Below are 15668 nucleotides of genomic sequence, written 5' to 3' on the forward strand. Positions count from 1 at the left end.
TCTTCCTCGCAAAAACTTTCCCCTGCCGCAAGGCGGGGGAAAGTTTTTGCAGGGTGCAGAAAGGATTTGTTACTGCTTTCTGGGTTCCTTGGTCAGGTCGTCGGAGGCGCTTTTGGCGTGCTGCACCAGCAGGGCGCGGGCGCCGGGCACCTGGCCCAGACCCTTAAGGTTGGCGGTCACCTTGAAGCCCGCGGCCTTGAGCTGAGAGGCCCAGGAATCGGCTTCGTCTCCGGCCAGGTCGTTGCGGGCATGGTCGCCGGCCACCAGCATGAGCGGCGCGATGACCACAGACTTGACCTTGGCGGCCTTAAGTTCTTTGAGCAGGTCGTCGAAGCTGCGTTCGCCTTCTACTGTGGCCATGAAAACATGTTTGTCCTGGTTGTGGAACAGGGCGCGCACGCCTTCAAAGGTCAGGCCGGCGCGGCCGTGTTCCTGGCCGTGCCCCATGAGGACAAGGGCGGCGTTTTTGCCGCGCAGGGCCTTGGTGTCCTCAAGAATGGCGGAGGCCAAGGCCTGGGCGTCGGCTTCAGATTCAAGCATGGGGCGGCCCAGATAGACGGCCTCAAAACGGCCGGGATTTTTTTGCAGGTCAATGAGCACGGCGCGTTCCAGAGCGGAAAATTCTTCGCCGGCCATGACGTGCAGGGACTGCACGCGCACTACTTTTACGCCGTCTTTGGCGAGTTTGGCGAGGCCGTCGCTGATGCCGCCCACAGGGCGGCCCTGAGCGGCGATTTTTTTGCGGATGATCTGCGAGGTATAGGCCCAGACCACAGGCTGGCCGGGGAAGGCCTGTTTAAACTCCTGGTCCACGGCCTGCATGGCGGGCAGGGCTTCGGGCACGCTGGTGCCGAAGGCCACCAGCAGAACGCCCTGCTGGGGCGCGTCGGCGGCGTGGGGCGCGGCGGGCGCGGCCAGGGCCGCAAGGAGCAGGAGCAGAAGCAGGAACAGACGGGAGCCCGCAAAGGGCGAAAAACGCGGCATGGCAACCTCCTCAATGGCGCGTTGACAGGTTGAAAAAGGGCATAAACGCCCAGCGGGTATTCGGACTTGAGGGGTTGGCCTCGGCTTCGCCTTCACCGCTTGCGCGACTGGCTGTCGCGCGCCTGCCGGGCTGCCCGACGGACGCGAAGAAGCCTTGTACCCTCTTACCGCAGCGCGACTGTTTCCGATTTGCACGGAATTCCCCGCAGCGCAAAACAGACCGTCTTTGCCGAAACATTTCAGCAAGGACGGCGCAATGCCGGGGCGCATGGCGCCGCATAAACGCGCCCGCGCCCGCCTGACGGACGGCCGCGGGCGGCAGCCTTCCGGGCACTACAGGCGTGACTGTTCTTACCGCAGAGGATACCAGGCCGGGGCAAAAGTCAAGGCCGGCGGCCTGCGCTGGAGCCGTTTTTTTGGCTTCCTGTGCCCATTTGCGCGGATTTTCCCTTGTTCTTTTGGTAAAATCCTGCTACTAAGTCAACCTCCCTGGTTGGGGGAAATCATGTTTGGAGGCTGGACATATGGCAGGTTTGGAAACCGGGCACGACAGCGAAATCAATTTCGAAAGCGCCCTTGAAAACTATCTCAATCCCGATTTTGGCGACCTTGAGGAAGGCTCCATCACCAAGGGCGAGATTGTCCGCGTGGACGACGACACGGTGCTGGTGGACGTGAACTTCAAGTCCGAGGGGCAGATCCCCGCGGCAGAGTTCCGCGATCCCGCCGGCAACATGACCGTCAAGGTGGGCGACAAGGTGGACGTCTATGTGGTTCGCAAGAACGAAAACGACGGCACCATCACCCTTTCCTTTGAGAAGGCCAAGCGCATGCAGGTCTTTGACCAGCTCGAGGCCGTACAGGAGACCAACAAGGTCATCAAAGGCCACATTGTGCGCCGCATCAAGGGCGGCTACACGGTGGATATCGGCGGGGTGGAGGCGTTTTTGCCCGGTTCGCATGTGGACCTGCGCCCGGTGCCCGATATGGACGCCCTGGTCAACCAGGAGTTCGAGTTCCGCGTGCTCAAGATCAACCGTCGCCGCAGCAACGTCATTGTTTCGCGGCGCGTGCTGCTTGAGGAAGAGCGCGACTCCAAGCGGCAGGAGCTGCTGCGCACCCTGGCCGAAGGCCAGATTGTGCAGGGCAAGGCTAAAAACATCACCGAATATGGCGTGTTTGTGGACCTGGGCGGTCTGGACGGCCTGCTGCACATCACGGACATGAGCTGGAAGCGCATCCGCCATCCCAAGGAAATGATCACCATCGGTCAGGATCTGACCCTCAAGGTGCTTTCCTTTGACCGTGAAACCAACAAAGTTTCTCTGGGCCTCAAACAGCTGGTGCCCGATCCGTGGCAGGACATCTCCGCCCGCTTCCCCGAAGGGGCCAAATGCACCGGCAAGGTCACCAATCTGGTGGACTACGGCGCTTTTGTGGAACTGGAGCCCGGCGTGGAAGGCCTGGTGCACATCTCTGAAATGTCCTGGACGCGCAAGCTGCGTCATCCTTCCCAGATGGTCCACACCGGCGACGAGGTGGACGTGGTCATTCTGGGCGTGGACGGCGACAAAAAACGCATCAGCCTCGGCATGAAGCAGGTGCGGCCCAACCCCTGGGAACTGGTGGCCGAAAAGTACCCCGAAGGCACCATCCTTGAGGGCGTCATCAAGAACATTACCGAATTCGGCATGTTCATCGGCATTGAGGACGGCATCGACGGCCTCATCCACGTTTCCGACATTTCCTGGACCAAAAAGGTGCGCCACCCCAACGAGCTGTACAAGGTGGGCGACACCGTGCAGGCCAAGGTGCTGACCGTGGATCAGGAAAACGAAAAGTTCACCCTGGGCGTCAAGCAGCTGGTGGACGACCCCTGGGGCCATGTGCCCAACACCTACCCTGTGGGCTGCACGGTCAAGGGCATTGTGACCAACATCACCGACTTCGGCCTGTTTGTGGAGGTTGAAGAAGGCATTGAAGGCTTGGTGCACGTTTCCGAGCTTTCCAGCAAAAAAGTCAAGTCGCCTGCTGAAATGTACAAGGAAGGCCAGGAAATTCAGGCCAAGGTCATCCATGTGAGCGCCGAAGAGCGCCGCCTGGGGCTTTCCATTAAGCAGATCAAGGACGAGGACGACCGCCGCAAGCCCAAGGAATTCCATTCCGGACCGCAGGAAGCGGGCCAGAGCCTGGGCGATCTGCTCAAGCAGAAGTTTGAAGAAAGCGAAAACAACAGCTAGACCGCAGCGGCGCGCCACCGGCGTGCCACCGGTGCAGAACATATCCAAGAGGCGCGCCACCGGCGCGCCTCTTGGCATACCCCCCCTTTCTTCATCTTTTTTCCCGCCCCGCGCGCCCCGCGCGCCCGTCGCAACTACAGCCAACGCCGCAGGAGGTCTGCATGTCCCCCCACACCATCGGTTCCCGCATCAGGGTTTTTCGTGAAGAGCGCGAGATGGACCTGCCCACCCTGGCCCAGCATACGGGCTTGGCCGAAGCGTATCTGGAAAAGCTGGAAAACAATGCCATCTACCCTTGTATCGGCCCCCTGCAAAAGGTGGCTCGTGCTCTGGGCGTGCGGCTGGGCACCTTTTTGGACGACCAGTTCAGCCGCGACCCCATTGTGAGCAGCATCCAGAATGAAGGCGAGGCCGATGAGGCCCTGCATACCGGACGCATTCCCCGGCCCAGTTATGTCTATCACGCCTTGGGCAAGGGCAAGAACGACCGTAATATGGAGCCCTTCCACATCCGTATTTTTCCGGACGGCGGTGAGCGCAAGACGACCTCGCACGAAGGCGAGGAATTTATTCTGGTGCTCAAGGGTCAGCTTCTGGTGGTGTACGGACGCGAAGCCCATATGCTCAAGCCCGGCGAAACCATCTACTACAATTCCATTGTGCCCCACTATGTGGGCGCGGCCGGCGACGAGCCAGTGGAGATTCTGGCCGTCACCTACAATCCCTAGAGCATTTAACACTTGAAATGCTCGCTTGCGACAGGCAAGAGCCTGCCTTCTCGCATTTCGTGGCAAGGATTTTCAAGAAAATTCTTGCAGAGCAGTTAGCTCATTTCATTCGCTAACTGCTCTAGACAACGCCATTCCGGGGCCTTTGCCCCGCGCAACGGCAGCGGCGTAAACTCGATTTACTGATCCCCCATAAGGATGCCTCAGGAGGAAAGCATGGACGAAAAAGTGCGTGAGCGCCAGGCGCAGTTTGAGCTGCGCGAGTGGACCCTGGGGCAGATTCTGGACCACACGGTGGCGCGGTATCCGGACAATGAGGCCGTTGTCTATGCGGACCGCAGCTACCGCCAGACCTGGCGTGAATTCGGGGAAATGGTGGACCGTTTTGCCAAGGGGCTCATGGCCCTGGGCGTGGAAAAGGGCGAAAAGGTGGCGGTGTGGGCCACCAATGTGCCCTACTGGGTGGCCCTGCAGTTTGCCACAGCCAAGATCGGGGCTGTGCTCATTACAGTGAACACCAACTACCGCGAGCACGAGCTGCGCTATCTGCTTACCCAGTCCGAATGCGAGAACGTCTTTCTTATTGATAGCCTGCGCGACCACGACTATCTGGAAACCTTCTACCGCATTGCCCCGGAGCTGCGCTTTCAGTCCCACGATTCTTTTGTCTGCAAAAATCTGCCGCACCTCAAGCGGGTTTTTTTTCTGGGTGCTGAAAAGCACCGGGGCATGTATTCCGTGCCTGAGGTTCTGGCGCTGGCCGATATGGTGGACGACGCGGACTATCTGGCCCGTCAGGCCTCCCTGGACCCCTGGGAGGCCATCAACATGCAGTACACTTCAGGCACCACGGGTTTTCCGCGCGGGGTCATGCTCACGCATGTGGGCGTGGGCCTCAACGGCTACTGGATAGGCAAACACCAGAATTTCGGCCCCAACGACCGCGTCTGCCTGCCCGTGCCCCTGTTCCACTGCTTTGGCTGCGTGCTGGGCGTTTCGGCCTGCGTCAACCACGGGGCCACCATGGTCATCCTGGAATCCTTCAATGCGCTTAAGGTGCTGGCCGCTGTGGACAGCGAACACTGTACGGCCCTCTATGGCGTACCCACCATGTTTCTGGCCGAACTGGAACACAAGCTCTTCAAGCGTTTTGACGTCTCTCACCTGCGCACAGGCATCATGGCCGGATCCGTCTGCCCGGAACCTCTCATGCGCCGCGTGGTGGAGGACATGAATATGAAAGAGATCACCATCTGCTATGGCCTTACGGAAGGCTCGCCGGTCATGACGCAATCGGACATCCACGACCCCCTGCCCCTGCGCTGTGAAACCGTGGGCTGCGCCATGCCCGGCATTGAGGTGCGCGTGGGCGACCCGCAAACCTGCGAGGAACTGCCCCGCGGCCAGGTGGGCGAAATCCTTTGCCGCGGCTACAATGTCATGAAGGGCTACTACAATATGCCCGAAGCCACGGCCGCCGCCATCAGCCCAGAAGGCTGGCTGCACTCCGGCGATTTGGGCGTCATGGACGAAAACGGTTATCTGCGCGTCACGGGCCGCATCAAGGATATGATCATCCGCGGCGGCGAAAACGTCTACCCGCGCGAGGTGGAAGAATACCTCCTGAGCATGCCCGGCGTGCTGGACGTGCAGGTGGTGGCCGTGCCCAGCCGTAAATACGGCGAAGAAGTGGGCGCGTTTGTCATCCCCCGTCCCGGCGTGGACATCCGCCCCGAAGATGTGCGTGATTTCTGCCGCGGCAAAATCGCCTGGTTCAAAATCCCCAAATATGTAGAAATAATTACCGGTTTTCCCCTCACTGCCAGCGGCAAAATCCAGAAGTACAAGCTGCGCGAAATGGCCGCCGCGCGCTGGCCTGAAGCTATGCAGGAAAAAAAGTAGTGCGCCTTCAGTGAAAAGATACCCGGCGATTTTTCCGCACGCCCCCCAACCGGCTATTCTGGACAGCCGCCCCGCACACTGGCATACTGCCTGCCTTTCAGGCAGGCAAATTGGCGTAGAGGACTGCGCGCGCACTGCACAAACCAACGCTGCCAATGCCGCCCCCGCTTCAGGGCGTTGCAACGTTGCAATGCCCTGGCGGTTGCGTAAGCAGACGCCCGCCGTGGAGGCGCAAGCGCACGTTATTTGCGTGCTTAAACGCCGGGACAAGCGTGCTGTAAACTTTGAGAATATGTATTCTCAAGGGTAATCTGCTCCGGGGGGCAGCAAGGCCCCGTGCTCCGTGAGGACGTTTTATGGACATCGTGGCCGACGTGGTGGGCACCAGCATCAAAATTTACGCGCTCATGACGCCGCCGGCGGTTTTGAGCGCCTTTATCAGCGGCACCCGCACCTTTGATCGCAGGCAAAAGGCCGCCGTGGCCGCCAAAACCTCCACGGCCATCTTCTGTATCGGCGTGACGCTTTTTCTGTTCGGGCCGCACCTGTTTGCGCTTTTCGGCTTTACCCTGGACGCCTTTCGCATTGGCGCGGGCGTGCTGCTTTTTCTTACCGCCGTTTCCCTTATGAACGATGACGGCAAGGAAGTGACCGCAGGCAAGGACGGCGACATCAGCGTGGTGCCCCTGGCCATTCCCCTGGGCATGGGCCCGGCCTCCATCGGTGCGGTCATGGTTATGGGCGCTTCGGCCAAGGGGCTGGAGCAGACCCTGGTAGGGGTGCTCTCCTTGCTTCTGGCCGCCTTGGGCATGTTTGTGCTGCTGCGCATGGCCGATACGGTGGTGCGCGCCCTGCACCGCACGGGCATTGCCGTGCTTTCCAAACTTACGGGCCTGCTGCTGGCGGCCATTGCCGCCCAGGTAATTTTTACGGGCATCCGCGCCTTTCTGGGCTAAGTTCGCCCTTGCGTGTGGGGCCATAATCCACATCCGAACGGAGGAAACGGCATGAGCCTTCTGGAAACCATTTTCCGGCCAGCGGCCAAGGGCAGCACAGTACGGCGGGAGCTGCTGGCAGGGCTGACCAGCTTTATGGCCATGTGCTACCTCATTTTTGTGGTGCCCAACATGCTGGCCGACGCGGGCATGCCCAGAGATGGGGCCGTGGCCGCCACCATCTGGGTGACCGTTATTGCCACGCTGATCATGGGCCTGTGGGCGCGCTTTCCTGTGGGGGTGGCGCCGGGTCTGGGCATTACCGCCTTTTTTGCCTACTACGTCTGCGGCCCGGCGGGCTACACCTGGCAGACGGGCCTGGGCGCGGTATTCATTTCCGGCGTGGTCTTTCTGCTTCTGACCGTGACCCGCGTGCGTCAGATGATCATTGACGCCGTGCCCATGGATCTCAAATACGCCATTGTGGTCGGCATCGGAGCCTTTATCGCCTTTATCGGCATGAAGAGCTGCGGCATCGTGGTGAACAGCCCCTCCACCTTTGTGACCCTGGGCAATCTGGCCCAGCCCGCCACGCTGCTCTCGGTAGCAGGGATATTCCTTATCGGCGGGCTACTGGCGCTCAACGTGCCCGGCGCCATGATCATCGGCATTCTGGTTGTGACCCTTGCGGGCATTGCCCTGGGTGTGACCCAACTGCCCGAAGGGCAAGTGTTTTCCTTCAGCCTGCCCCTGCCTACGGAAACTTTTTTGCAGATGGACCTCAAGGGAGCGCTGCACCACGGGCTCATTTCCATCATTTTTACCCTGACCATGGTAGATCTTTTCGACAACATGGGCGTGCTCATCGGCCTGGCGCAAAAAGCGGGCTTTGTGCGTGAGGACGGCCATATTGAAAATCTGGACAGGGCGCTCATTACCGATTCCGTGGCCACCATGACCAGCGCCGTCATGGGCGCCACCACCGCCACCAGTTATCTGGAAAGCGCCGCCGGCGTGGCCGAAGGCGGCCGCACCGGGCTCACGGCCGTGACCATTGCCGCGCTGTTCTTTCTGGCTTTGTTCTTTACGCCTCTGGTGGGTCTGGTGCCCGCCTACGCCACGGCGCCGGTGCTGATCATCGTGGGCGCGCTCATGATGCAGGAGGTGGGGCGCATCCGCTTTGACGACTTTACCGTGGCCCTGCCCGCTTTTCTCACCATCCTGAGCATGCCGCTTACCTTCAACATCGCCACGGGCTTCGGCTTCGGTTTTGTGAGCTGGGTGGGCGTCAAACTGCTGGCCGGGCGCTTTAAAGACGTGAACCTGGTCATGCTGATCATTGCCCTGTGCTTTGTAATCAACTTCGCCCTGCGGCTTGGCTAGCGCTCCTTGCCTTTGCCCGCGCCTGCGGGCATAGTAAGGTGTGGCGGCGCGCTCTGGTCGTTGGGGCGCGCCTGCCCCGACCTGACGTGGGCACGCCTGGCGCGTCCCCTGAGAAAAATAAAATTTCTGAAAGGTTGGGGGTGGCGGAAGGAAACTTGTGCGAACAAAAGTTCCCCTGCCGCCACAAAAAAATTAATCAAGAGGAACCCGCATGGCTACGCTGTTGCAGTCGTCCGCGCGTTACAAAAAGCCCCTGTGGCGCGAGTACGGCGAGGCCCTTCTGGTGGCCCTGGTCCTGGCCTTGTTCATCCGCACCTTTGTGGTGCAGGCTTTCAAGATTCCTTCCGAATCCATGTTGCAAACCCTGCTGGTGGGCGACCATCTGCTGGCCAGCAAGTTCGCCTACGGCGTTAAAGTTCCCTTTACCCACACCTACCTGTGGCGGGGGGACGATCCGCAAAAGGGCGACATCATTATTTTTGAATATCCCAACAACCCCAGCGTGGACTACATCAAGCGCATTATCGGCACGCCCGGCGACGTCATTGAAGTGCGCGACAAGCAGCTCTATCGCAACGGCCAGCCCGTGCGGGAAAGCTATGTCCGCTTTACCCAGCCGGGCATTGTGGAGCCCGTGCGCGATAACTTCGGCCCTGTGACCGTGCCGCCGGACAAGTTTTTTGTCATGGGCGACAACCGCGACAATTCGCTGGATTCCCGCTTCTGGGGTTTTGTGGACCGTACCGCCATCCGGGCCAAGGCCTGGCGCATCTATTGGTCCTGGGCTGGACTGGACGACATCCGCTGGAGCCGGTTGGGACAGAAAATTCAATAAAAAGGGGCAAAGGGCATGGTGGTCCGGCTGCTGAGCGGCGGCGTGGAGGGCGTGGACGCCTATCCCGTGGAGCTGGAAGTGGACTGCGTGCGCCAGGGGCTGCCGGGCTTTACCATGGTGGGCCTGGCCGAAGCCGCCGTGCGCGAAGCCAAGGACCGTGTATTTGCGGCCTTGCGCGCTTCGGGCTTTCGCCTGCCGCCGGCCCGCATCACCGTCAATCTGGCCCCGGCCTGGCGGCGCAAAAACGGCGCAAGTTATGACCTGCCCCTGGCCGTGGGGCTGCTGGCCGCTGCGGGCCTGCTGCCGGCAGAGCGCCTCAACGGCCTGTATTTGGCCGGGGAGCTTTCCCTTTCCGGACAAATCCGCCCCGTGAGCGGCATCTTGCCTCTGGCGCTGCTGGCCCGTACCCGCAAGGCGCGCGGTATGCTGGTCCCGCCGGGCAATGGCGCGGAGGCCGCCGTGGTGCGCGGGCTGAACGTCTTTGCCCCACGCGATCTGGCCCAGTGCGCCGCTTTTCTGGCCGGGGCCGAAAGTCTGGAGCCCTTGCCCCAGCCCCCCGACGACCTGCCTCCGCCGGTCTGCGGCTGGGACTACGCCGAAGTCAAGGGTCAGGAGGCCGCCAAACGGGCCCTGGAAGTGGCCGCCGCCGGTGGGCACAACGTGCTGCTGCTGGGGCCGCCCGGCAGCGGCAAGACCATGCTGGCCCAGCGCCTGCCCACCATTCTGCCGCCCCTGAGCTTTGAAGAAGCCCTGGAAGTGACCAAAATTTACAGCGTGGCCGGCTTGCTGCCCCCGGACGCCGGGCTGGTGCGTCAGCGTCCCTTCCGCGCGCCGCACCATACGATCTCAGACGTGGCCCTGGTGGGCGGCGGCAGCGTGCCCCGGCCCGGCGAAGTCAGCCTGGCTCATCGGGGCGTGCTTTTTCTGGACGAGCTGCCGGAATTTCATAAAACCGCCCTGGAAGCTCTGCGTCAGCCCCTGGAAAACGGCACGGCGGCCATTGCCCGCGCCAGCCACCGGGTGGTTTTTCCCGCGGCCTGCATGTTGGTGGCAGCCATGAACCCTTGTCCTTGCGGTTATTACGGCGACCCCACGCACCAGTGCACCTGCCGTCCGGACCAGCGGGCCCGCTACCGTGCGCGGCTTTCGGGCCCCTTGCTGGACCGCATTGACGTGCATGTGGAAGCGCCTGCCGTGGCCTACGCGGATTTTCGCGATACGGGCAGCGCCGGGGCGGACTCTGCGGGCATGCGGCGGCGCGTGTTGGCCGCGCGGCAGCGGCAGCACGAGCGCTATGGGCCTCAGGGGCCGCGCTGTAATGCCGAGCTCAGCGGCCGGTTGCTGGAGCGGCACTGCGCTTTGGACGCCACGGGGCACGCGCTTATGGCGGGTGCGGTGGATCGCCTGGCGCTTTCGGCCAGGGCCTGCGCGCGGGTGCTGCGCATGGCTCGGACCATTGCCGATCTGGAGGGCGCGGAGCGCATAGCTGCGGAGCATCTGGCCGAGGCCGTGTCCCTGCGGGTTCTGGACCGGGGAGAGGGTTAGGGACGCAAAGGTAGGAATAGCGCAAGCAGGAAGGGGGCGGGGCCGTCGGCAGGGGCCGGTCTGCGGGAAGCCCCGGAATGGAGAATGCCGTACCGCTTGGGCAAAAACAGTCTTTTTTGCGCCGACGGCGTCAACGGCGATTTTTTGCTGCTCACGGACTTGAGTCCGCTGCGCGCAAAAAATCGCCGTTTCCTTGTCGGAAACAAAAAACTCTTATTTTTTTCAAGCCTTACGACACCAGCCCCCGCCTCGCAAGCTCGGCGGTCCAAGGGGGCTTTGCTCAATAGATTGCTATTGTGCTGGGCTGTGGGGGCTGGAGGCAAGGCCCACGCCAAGGGACGCAAGGGCCGGAATGACGCAAGGGCCGGAATGATGTAAGGGGAGGAATAGCGCAAGCAGGAAGGGGGCGGGGCCGTCGGCAGGGGCCGGTCTGCGGGAAGCCCCTGAATGGAGAATGTCGTACCGCTTGGGCAAAAACAGTCTTTTTTGCGCCGATGGCGTAACGAACGCTCATGGCAACATATTTTTGCCTGGTTCAGTTTGGTTTGCAGCGACTTCCGGAGGAAAAGGGGTTCGCAGGGGGCTGTGCCCCCTGAGCCGCCGCCGGCATTTTTCAGCGCACGCCTCGTGCGCAAGCGCCTATTCCGCCGCCGGAGGCAAGAGCGCTGCGGCCGCTTCGCAGAGGTGTTCCAGGGGCAGGGCGGCGTCCAGGCGGTGGTGGGCCGCCTCCAGATAGAGGGGCGCGCGGTGGGCCAGCACTTGTTTCATTTCGGCGGCCACGCCCTTGCCGGTGAGGCTGGGGCGCTGGCTGGCCAAGGGGGAGCAGGTCAGCCGTGCGACCAGCAGAGGGGCTGTGGCCTCCAGATAAAAAACTACGCCCCGCTCTCGCATAAACCGGCGGTTTTCAACTGCCAGGACCATGCCGCCGCCCGTGGCGATGACCGCGCCCTGCGGGTATTTTGCCACCGTGGCGCGCAGAGCTGCGCTTTCTTGTTGCCGAAAGGCGGGCCAGCCTTTGGCAGCCACGATTGCCGCCACGGTTTTGCCTGCGGCGGACGTGACGGCCGCGTCCGTATCCACAAAGGGCAGCCCCAGCCGCCGGGCCAGGGCGCGGCCCACGGTGGTCTTGCCCGAAGCCCGCGCGCCCACAAGAAAAATCAGTATTGGTGAAACCGGGGGGGTTTGCATATCAGGCCCTTTGGTTGCAACGAGGGCATTGCAACATTGCAATGCCCTGGCTGTTGTGTCCGGTGCCGTCCGCCGTGGGGGCGCAAGTTGTTTGCGCGCTTACGCGCCGGAACGAGCGCGCTCAGCACAGGAGGGGCAGAAGGCGTGCCTGCACGGGGTGTGACCATGCTCCCGCACGGAGCAGCCTTTTGCGAATGCTCCTTCCCACATTTATAAGATCCTGACCCCGTCCTCTTCCACCAGGACCGTGTATTCCCAGCGCACGCCGCCCCACTGGGGGTAGTAGAGGCCCGGCTCCACGGTCACGGTCATGCCCGGTTTGAGCACGCCGTTGGCCCTGGGGGAAAGGCTGGGGGCCTCGTGGGTTTCCAGGCCCACCCCGTGCCCAAGCCCATGGGTGAAGGCCTGGGCCACGCCCGCCTGCACAAATACGTTGCGGGCCAGGGCGTAGGCTTCGGCCAGGGGCAGGCCGGGGCGCATGGCTTTGAGGGCAGCCTCCTGCGCGGCGCGGGTCAGCTCCAGAGTGCGGCTGAAGTCCGGCGTGGGGGCTTCACCCACCCAGAAGGTGCGGGTCTGGTCCGAGCAGTAGGCGTCCACCCGGCAGCCCACGTCGATGAGCACCGGGCAGTTTTCCGTAATCTGGTCCGTGCCGGGCACGGCATGGGGCAGAGCCGCGTTTTTGCCCACGGCCACGATATTGGCGAAAGCCAGCTCCGAAGCGCCGTTTTCGCGAAAAAAGCGCTCAATGGCCCAGCTCAGATCGCTTTCGCTGCGGCCTGGGGTCAGTTCGCCCGCCACCCAGTGCAGCATTTTGTGATTGAGGGCAAAAGATTTTTCCAGGGCGGCGATTTCGTCGGCGTCCTTAATCAGGCGCAGGTCTTCCACCAAGCCGTCGGCGGCCTCCAGGCAGAGGCCCGGACCGGTCTGGCTCAGGGCGCGGACAAAGGCCAGGCTTACGCTGCTGGCTTCCAGCCCGACGCGGCCGCCGCAGCGGCGCAACAGGGCGTAGAGATCCTCCACGCCGTCGCCACCGTAAATGAAGATGCTTTCCGCGTCCCAGAGCCGGGCGGCGGCGTCGGCATAACGGGCGTCGGTGGCCAGCCAGTCCCGTCCGTCGGCGGTGATGACCAGACGGCCGGCGCTTTCATTGCACTGGGGGTCGTGCAGCTCAAAACCCGAAAGATAGTAGCGGTTGGCGGCGTGGCTCACCAACAGGGCGTCCAGGCCGCGGGCCCGCATGGCCCGGCGCAGGTTTTCGCGCCGGGCGGCGTAGGTCTGCTTCATTATGCGTGTTCTCCTGCGGGCAGTGTAGCGCCTCGGCGCGCAGTTGCAAAGAGCGCGGGACGGCCCCGCGCCCTCGGGCGTTGTTGTGTCCCGCGCCCGCCGTTCAGCTTTGCTGCATTTCGTTGATAAGTTCCTGCAGACGCTGGGCCTGTTCCGTGAGGTGGGTTACGGCTGCAGCGGCCTGGTGCATGGCTTCAGTGGTCTGGGCGGCAATGGCGTTGACCTGGACAATGGACTGGTTGATCTCTTCACTGGCGGAGGACTGTTCTTCGCTGGCGGCGGCAATGGCGCGCACCTGGTCTGCCGCGGCCTCCACATGGCTGACGATCTGCTGCAGGGCCTCGCCGGACTGGCTGGCAAAGCCGGTGGCGGTCTGCACTTCTTTGAGGGCATTGTCCATGCCGACCACGCTTTTGTCGGCGCTTTCTTGGATGGCCTGGATAGCGCTGCCCACATCCTTGGTGGCGGTCATGGTTTTTTCGGCCAGTTTGCGCACTTCGTCGGCCACCACGGCAAAGCCGCGCCCGGCCTCGCCCGCACGGGCGGCCTCAATGGCGGCATTGAGGGCCAGCAGGTTGGTCTGGTCCGCAATGTCCGAGATGACGCCCATAATCCTGCTGATGGACTGGGCGTGGGCGTCCAGGCGGGTCATGTCCTCTTTGAGTTCCAGTGAAACGGCCTGCACCTGATCGATGCTGCTTAGGGCCTGCCCCACGATATCCGCGCCTGATGCGGCCCTGGCTCTGGCCTCGGCCGAAACCTGCGAGGCGTCGGAGGCGTTTTTGGCCACTTCCTGCACAGTAGCGTTCATTTCGTTCATGGCTGTGGCGGCTTCGGCCAGGCGCTGGGCAGAGGCCCCGGTGGCCGTGTCGGATTGCTCAATGCGTGTGGCCAGCTGCTGCGCCGCAGCGGAAATAACGGCCACCACCTCTTCCAGATGGCCTGCGGCGGTCAGCATGCCGTCGCGCCTGGCCCGTTCTGCGGCCTGGCGGGCCTGTTCCGCCTCTTCTGTGGCAGCTTTGGCCAGACGGGTCTGTTCCTCGGCCTCGCCGCTTTTTTGTTCCGCCGTTTGCAGCATGTTTTTCAGGTTCTGCACCATTTCGGCCAGGGCCTGACGCAGGGCGGCCAGTTCGCCGTAAAAGCCCGCGCCGTCCAGTTGTACGCTCAGATCGCCGCCGGCCACCTGGTGGGCCATGCCTACCAGCCTGTCCAGCGGCCGGTTGATGGAGCGGACGATCAGCAGGGAGAGCCCCAGGGCCAGGATGGTGATGGCCGCGCTGATCAGCCCCATATTGCGGATATCCCTGTAGGTGGCGGCGAAAATTTCGTCCTTGGCCTGCAGCGCCGCGATTTTCCAGCCGTATTCCGTGGTGCGCAGCGTGGCCAGCATGGGGATGCCCCCCACGCTCACGGCCACCATGCCGTCCTTGGCTTGCTGCAGGGCCTCCAGGCCGGGGTCTTTGATGTCCTGACCAATGATGTTGCCTGCGGCGTCGGGGTGCTTGGGGTCCGAGAGGATGCGCCCCGTATGTTCAATAAGCATGAAGTAGCCGGTCTGGCCGAAGTTCAGCTCTTTGAAGCGGGCGGAAAGCCCGGCCAAGGACACGTCCACGCCGAGTACGCCGGTAAAGTTGCCGTCCGCGTCAAACATCTTGTGGGTGACGGCAAAAACCATTTCGCCGGTATAGGAGCGGTAGCTTTCCGAAATGCCGTACACGTCCGGCGAGGCTTTGCGGGCCACGTACCAGGGCCGTTTGGTCATGTCAAAGCCGGGGGCCACCTCCGCATTGTCAATGGAGGAGGCGTAGTTGCCGTCCAGGTACCCGGCGTAGACTTCGGCATAGTCCGCATAGCCCTTGTCCAGCCGCGTAAACTTCTCCAGCACGCGGCGCGCTGTCCAGGAAAGGTCCGCGTGGCGGAACAGGGACTTGACGGCGACATTTTTGTAGGTGGGGAAGGCATCGCCCGCACTGGCCACATCTTGGTCCTGGGCCAGAAGGGCAGCATTTCTTTCGGCCGTCTGCAGAAAACTCGTCACATAGACGGCCATAAGGCGGAGCTGGCGTTGGGCTGCAGTCTGGTAAGAGGATTCAGCCTCCTGCCGCAGCGAAAAAGCGGCGTTGATCATGATGCCCGCGGCCAGAACTACAGTGGTAAGAAGAAAACCCAGAATAATGCGTAGACGTATGCTCATGCCACACCTGCATTTGGCCTGCCCTACCGAAAATATGGGGAGCAGGATAGAGAAAATAAAAATACGGTCGCGCCGGACCGGGCGACTCCGCGCTGCGCCTCTGTGCGCAAGCGGTGCGGTCACCGCTCCGCGCACGGACCATGCGGCGCAGACCTTGCATCTGTACCCATATCGGCTTGTCATGAAAAAAAAATAGGGAAAGCAACACGGGTACGGCTGTGAAGAATTTTTTAATGTTATCGAAAATGAAATTCAAAGTAAACGCAGGAAAGTTGTCGGCCGCCCCTTGCGCCATTGCCAGAAGCAGCAGAAGCGTTATTATCAAAGCAGGATGGTGTGCCGTACGGCAGGCTTTTGCCTGCCGTAAGCGAGCATTTCAAGTGTTAAATGCTCTAGAGGCCGTTGCGCGCAGTGCGCCCTTCAGACCGGCAGCTGCGTACGTAGATGCCC

At 62.1% G+C, this 15668-nt stretch carries 11 protein-coding genes and 1 riboswitch; of the genes, 7 read left to right on the forward strand and 4 right to left on the reverse strand.

What is annotated here, in order from left to right:
* Window positions 1–69: 69 nt before the first annotated feature.
* Complete coding sequence (locus J7I12_RS09075) at window positions 70–984, reverse strand: sirohydrochlorin cobaltochelatase (protein WP_118229349.1); 915 nt, start codon at window positions 982–984, stop codon at window positions 70–72.
* Between the two features lie 34 nt (window positions 985–1018).
* Window positions 1019–1220, reverse strand: a riboswitch (cobalamin riboswitch).
* A gap of 288 nt (window positions 1221–1508) precedes the next feature.
* Here J7I12_RS09075 and J7I12_RS09080 point away from each other — a divergent pair.
* From J7I12_RS09080 to J7I12_RS09110, 7 genes are all read left to right on the forward strand, one after another.
* The gene (locus tag J7I12_RS09080; RefSeq protein ID WP_118229350.1) at window positions 1509–3224 is read left to right on the forward strand and encodes a 30S ribosomal protein S1; all 1716 of its coding nucleotides are present in this window, start codon (window positions 1509–1511) and stop codon (window positions 3222–3224) included.
* A 161-nt stretch (window positions 3225–3385) separates the two neighbouring features.
* Window positions 3386–3952: a helix-turn-helix domain-containing protein gene (locus J7I12_RS09085; RefSeq protein ID WP_130957849.1), complete on the forward strand. Its 567-nt coding sequence runs from the start codon at window positions 3386–3388 to the stop codon at window positions 3950–3952.
* A 216-nt stretch (window positions 3953–4168) separates the two neighbouring features.
* Window positions 4169–5854 (forward strand): AMP-binding protein, encoded by a 1686-nt coding sequence (locus J7I12_RS09090; RefSeq protein ID WP_303192759.1) that lies wholly within the window; start codon window positions 4169–4171, stop codon window positions 5852–5854.
* Window positions 5855–6210: 356 nt separating this feature from the next.
* Window positions 6211–6810 carry a MarC family protein gene (locus J7I12_RS09095; protein WP_118229353.1) on the forward strand — a complete coding sequence of 200 codons (600 nt, stop codon included), beginning with the start codon at window positions 6211–6213 and terminating at the stop codon, window positions 6808–6810.
* A gap of 51 nt (window positions 6811–6861) precedes the next feature.
* Complete coding sequence (locus J7I12_RS09100) at window positions 6862–8172, forward strand: NCS2 family permease (protein ID WP_118229354.1); 1311 nt, start codon at window positions 6862–6864, stop codon at window positions 8170–8172.
* Between the two features lie 211 nt (window positions 8173–8383).
* Entirely contained in the window at window positions 8384–9007 is a 624-nt protein-coding gene (lepB, locus tag J7I12_RS09105) for a signal peptidase I (protein WP_118229355.1), read from the forward strand.
* A gap of 15 nt (window positions 9008–9022) precedes the next feature.
* Window positions 9023–10552 carry a YifB family Mg chelatase-like AAA ATPase gene (locus J7I12_RS09110; protein ID WP_118229356.1) on the forward strand — a complete coding sequence of 510 codons (1530 nt, stop codon included), beginning with the start codon at window positions 9023–9025 and terminating at the stop codon, window positions 10550–10552.
* Window positions 10553–11191: 639 nt separating this feature from the next.
* On the opposite strand, the gene aroL is transcribed toward J7I12_RS09110, so the two are convergent.
* The 3 genes from aroL to J7I12_RS09125 all read right to left on the reverse strand — a co-directional run bounded on the left by aroL (window position 11192) and on the right by J7I12_RS09125 (window position 15218).
* Window positions 11192–11740, reverse strand: a complete 549-nt coding sequence (gene aroL / locus J7I12_RS09115; RefSeq protein WP_302548807.1) for a shikimate kinase AroL — start codon at window positions 11738–11740, stop codon at window positions 11192–11194.
* Window positions 11741–11950: 210 nt separating this feature from the next.
* Window positions 11951–13024 carry a M24 family metallopeptidase gene (locus tag J7I12_RS09120; protein WP_118229358.1) on the reverse strand — a complete coding sequence of 358 codons (1074 nt, stop codon included), beginning with the start codon at window positions 13022–13024 and terminating at the stop codon, window positions 11951–11953.
* Window positions 13025–13127: 103 nt separating this feature from the next.
* Complete coding sequence (locus tag J7I12_RS09125; RefSeq protein ID WP_165450885.1) at window positions 13128–15218, reverse strand: methyl-accepting chemotaxis protein; 2091 nt, start codon at window positions 15216–15218, stop codon at window positions 13128–13130.
* Between the last annotated feature and the right edge of the window lie 450 nt (window positions 15219–15668).

It is taken from the genome of Desulfovibrio diazotrophicus (assembly GCF_902498985.2).
In the GTDB taxonomy this organism is placed as follows: domain Bacteria; phylum Desulfobacterota; class Desulfovibrionia; order Desulfovibrionales; family Desulfovibrionaceae; genus Desulfovibrio; species Desulfovibrio legallii.

What these genes read in the sequence shown, in the direction of transcription:
- J7I12_RS09075 (WP_118229349.1), bottom strand. Translation starts at nt 984, where the DNA reads ATGCCGCGTTTTTCGCCCTTTGCGGGCTCCCGTCTGTTCCTGCTTCTG.
- J7I12_RS09080 (WP_118229350.1), top strand. Translation starts at nt 1,509, where the DNA reads ATGGCAGGTTTGGAAACCGGGCACGACAGCGAAATCAATTTCGAAAGC.
- J7I12_RS09085 (WP_130957849.1), top strand. Translation starts at nt 3,386, where the DNA reads ATGTCCCCCCACACCATCGGTTCCCGCATCAGGGTTTTTCGTGAAGAG.
- J7I12_RS09090 (WP_303192759.1), top strand. Translation starts at nt 4,169, where the DNA reads ATGGACGAAAAAGTGCGTGAGCGCCAGGCGCAGTTTGAGCTGCGCGAG.
- J7I12_RS09095 (WP_118229353.1), top strand. Translation starts at nt 6,211, where the DNA reads ATGGACATCGTGGCCGACGTGGTGGGCACCAGCATCAAAATTTACGCG.
- J7I12_RS09100 (WP_118229354.1), top strand. Translation starts at nt 6,862, where the DNA reads ATGAGCCTTCTGGAAACCATTTTCCGGCCAGCGGCCAAGGGCAGCACA.
- lepB (WP_118229355.1), top strand. Translation starts at nt 8,384, where the DNA reads ATGGCTACGCTGTTGCAGTCGTCCGCGCGTTACAAAAAGCCCCTGTGG.
- J7I12_RS09110 (WP_118229356.1), top strand. Translation starts at nt 9,023, where the DNA reads ATGGTGGTCCGGCTGCTGAGCGGCGGCGTGGAGGGCGTGGACGCCTAT.
- aroL (WP_302548807.1), bottom strand. Translation starts at nt 11,740, where the DNA reads ATGCAAACCCCCCCGGTTTCACCAATACTGATTTTTCTTGTGGGCGCG.
- J7I12_RS09120 (WP_118229358.1), bottom strand. Translation starts at nt 13,024, where the DNA reads ATGAAGCAGACCTACGCCGCCCGGCGCGAAAACCTGCGCCGGGCCATG.
- J7I12_RS09125 (WP_165450885.1), bottom strand. Translation starts at nt 15,218, where the DNA reads ATGAGCATACGTCTACGCATTATTCTGGGTTTTCTTCTTACCACTGTA.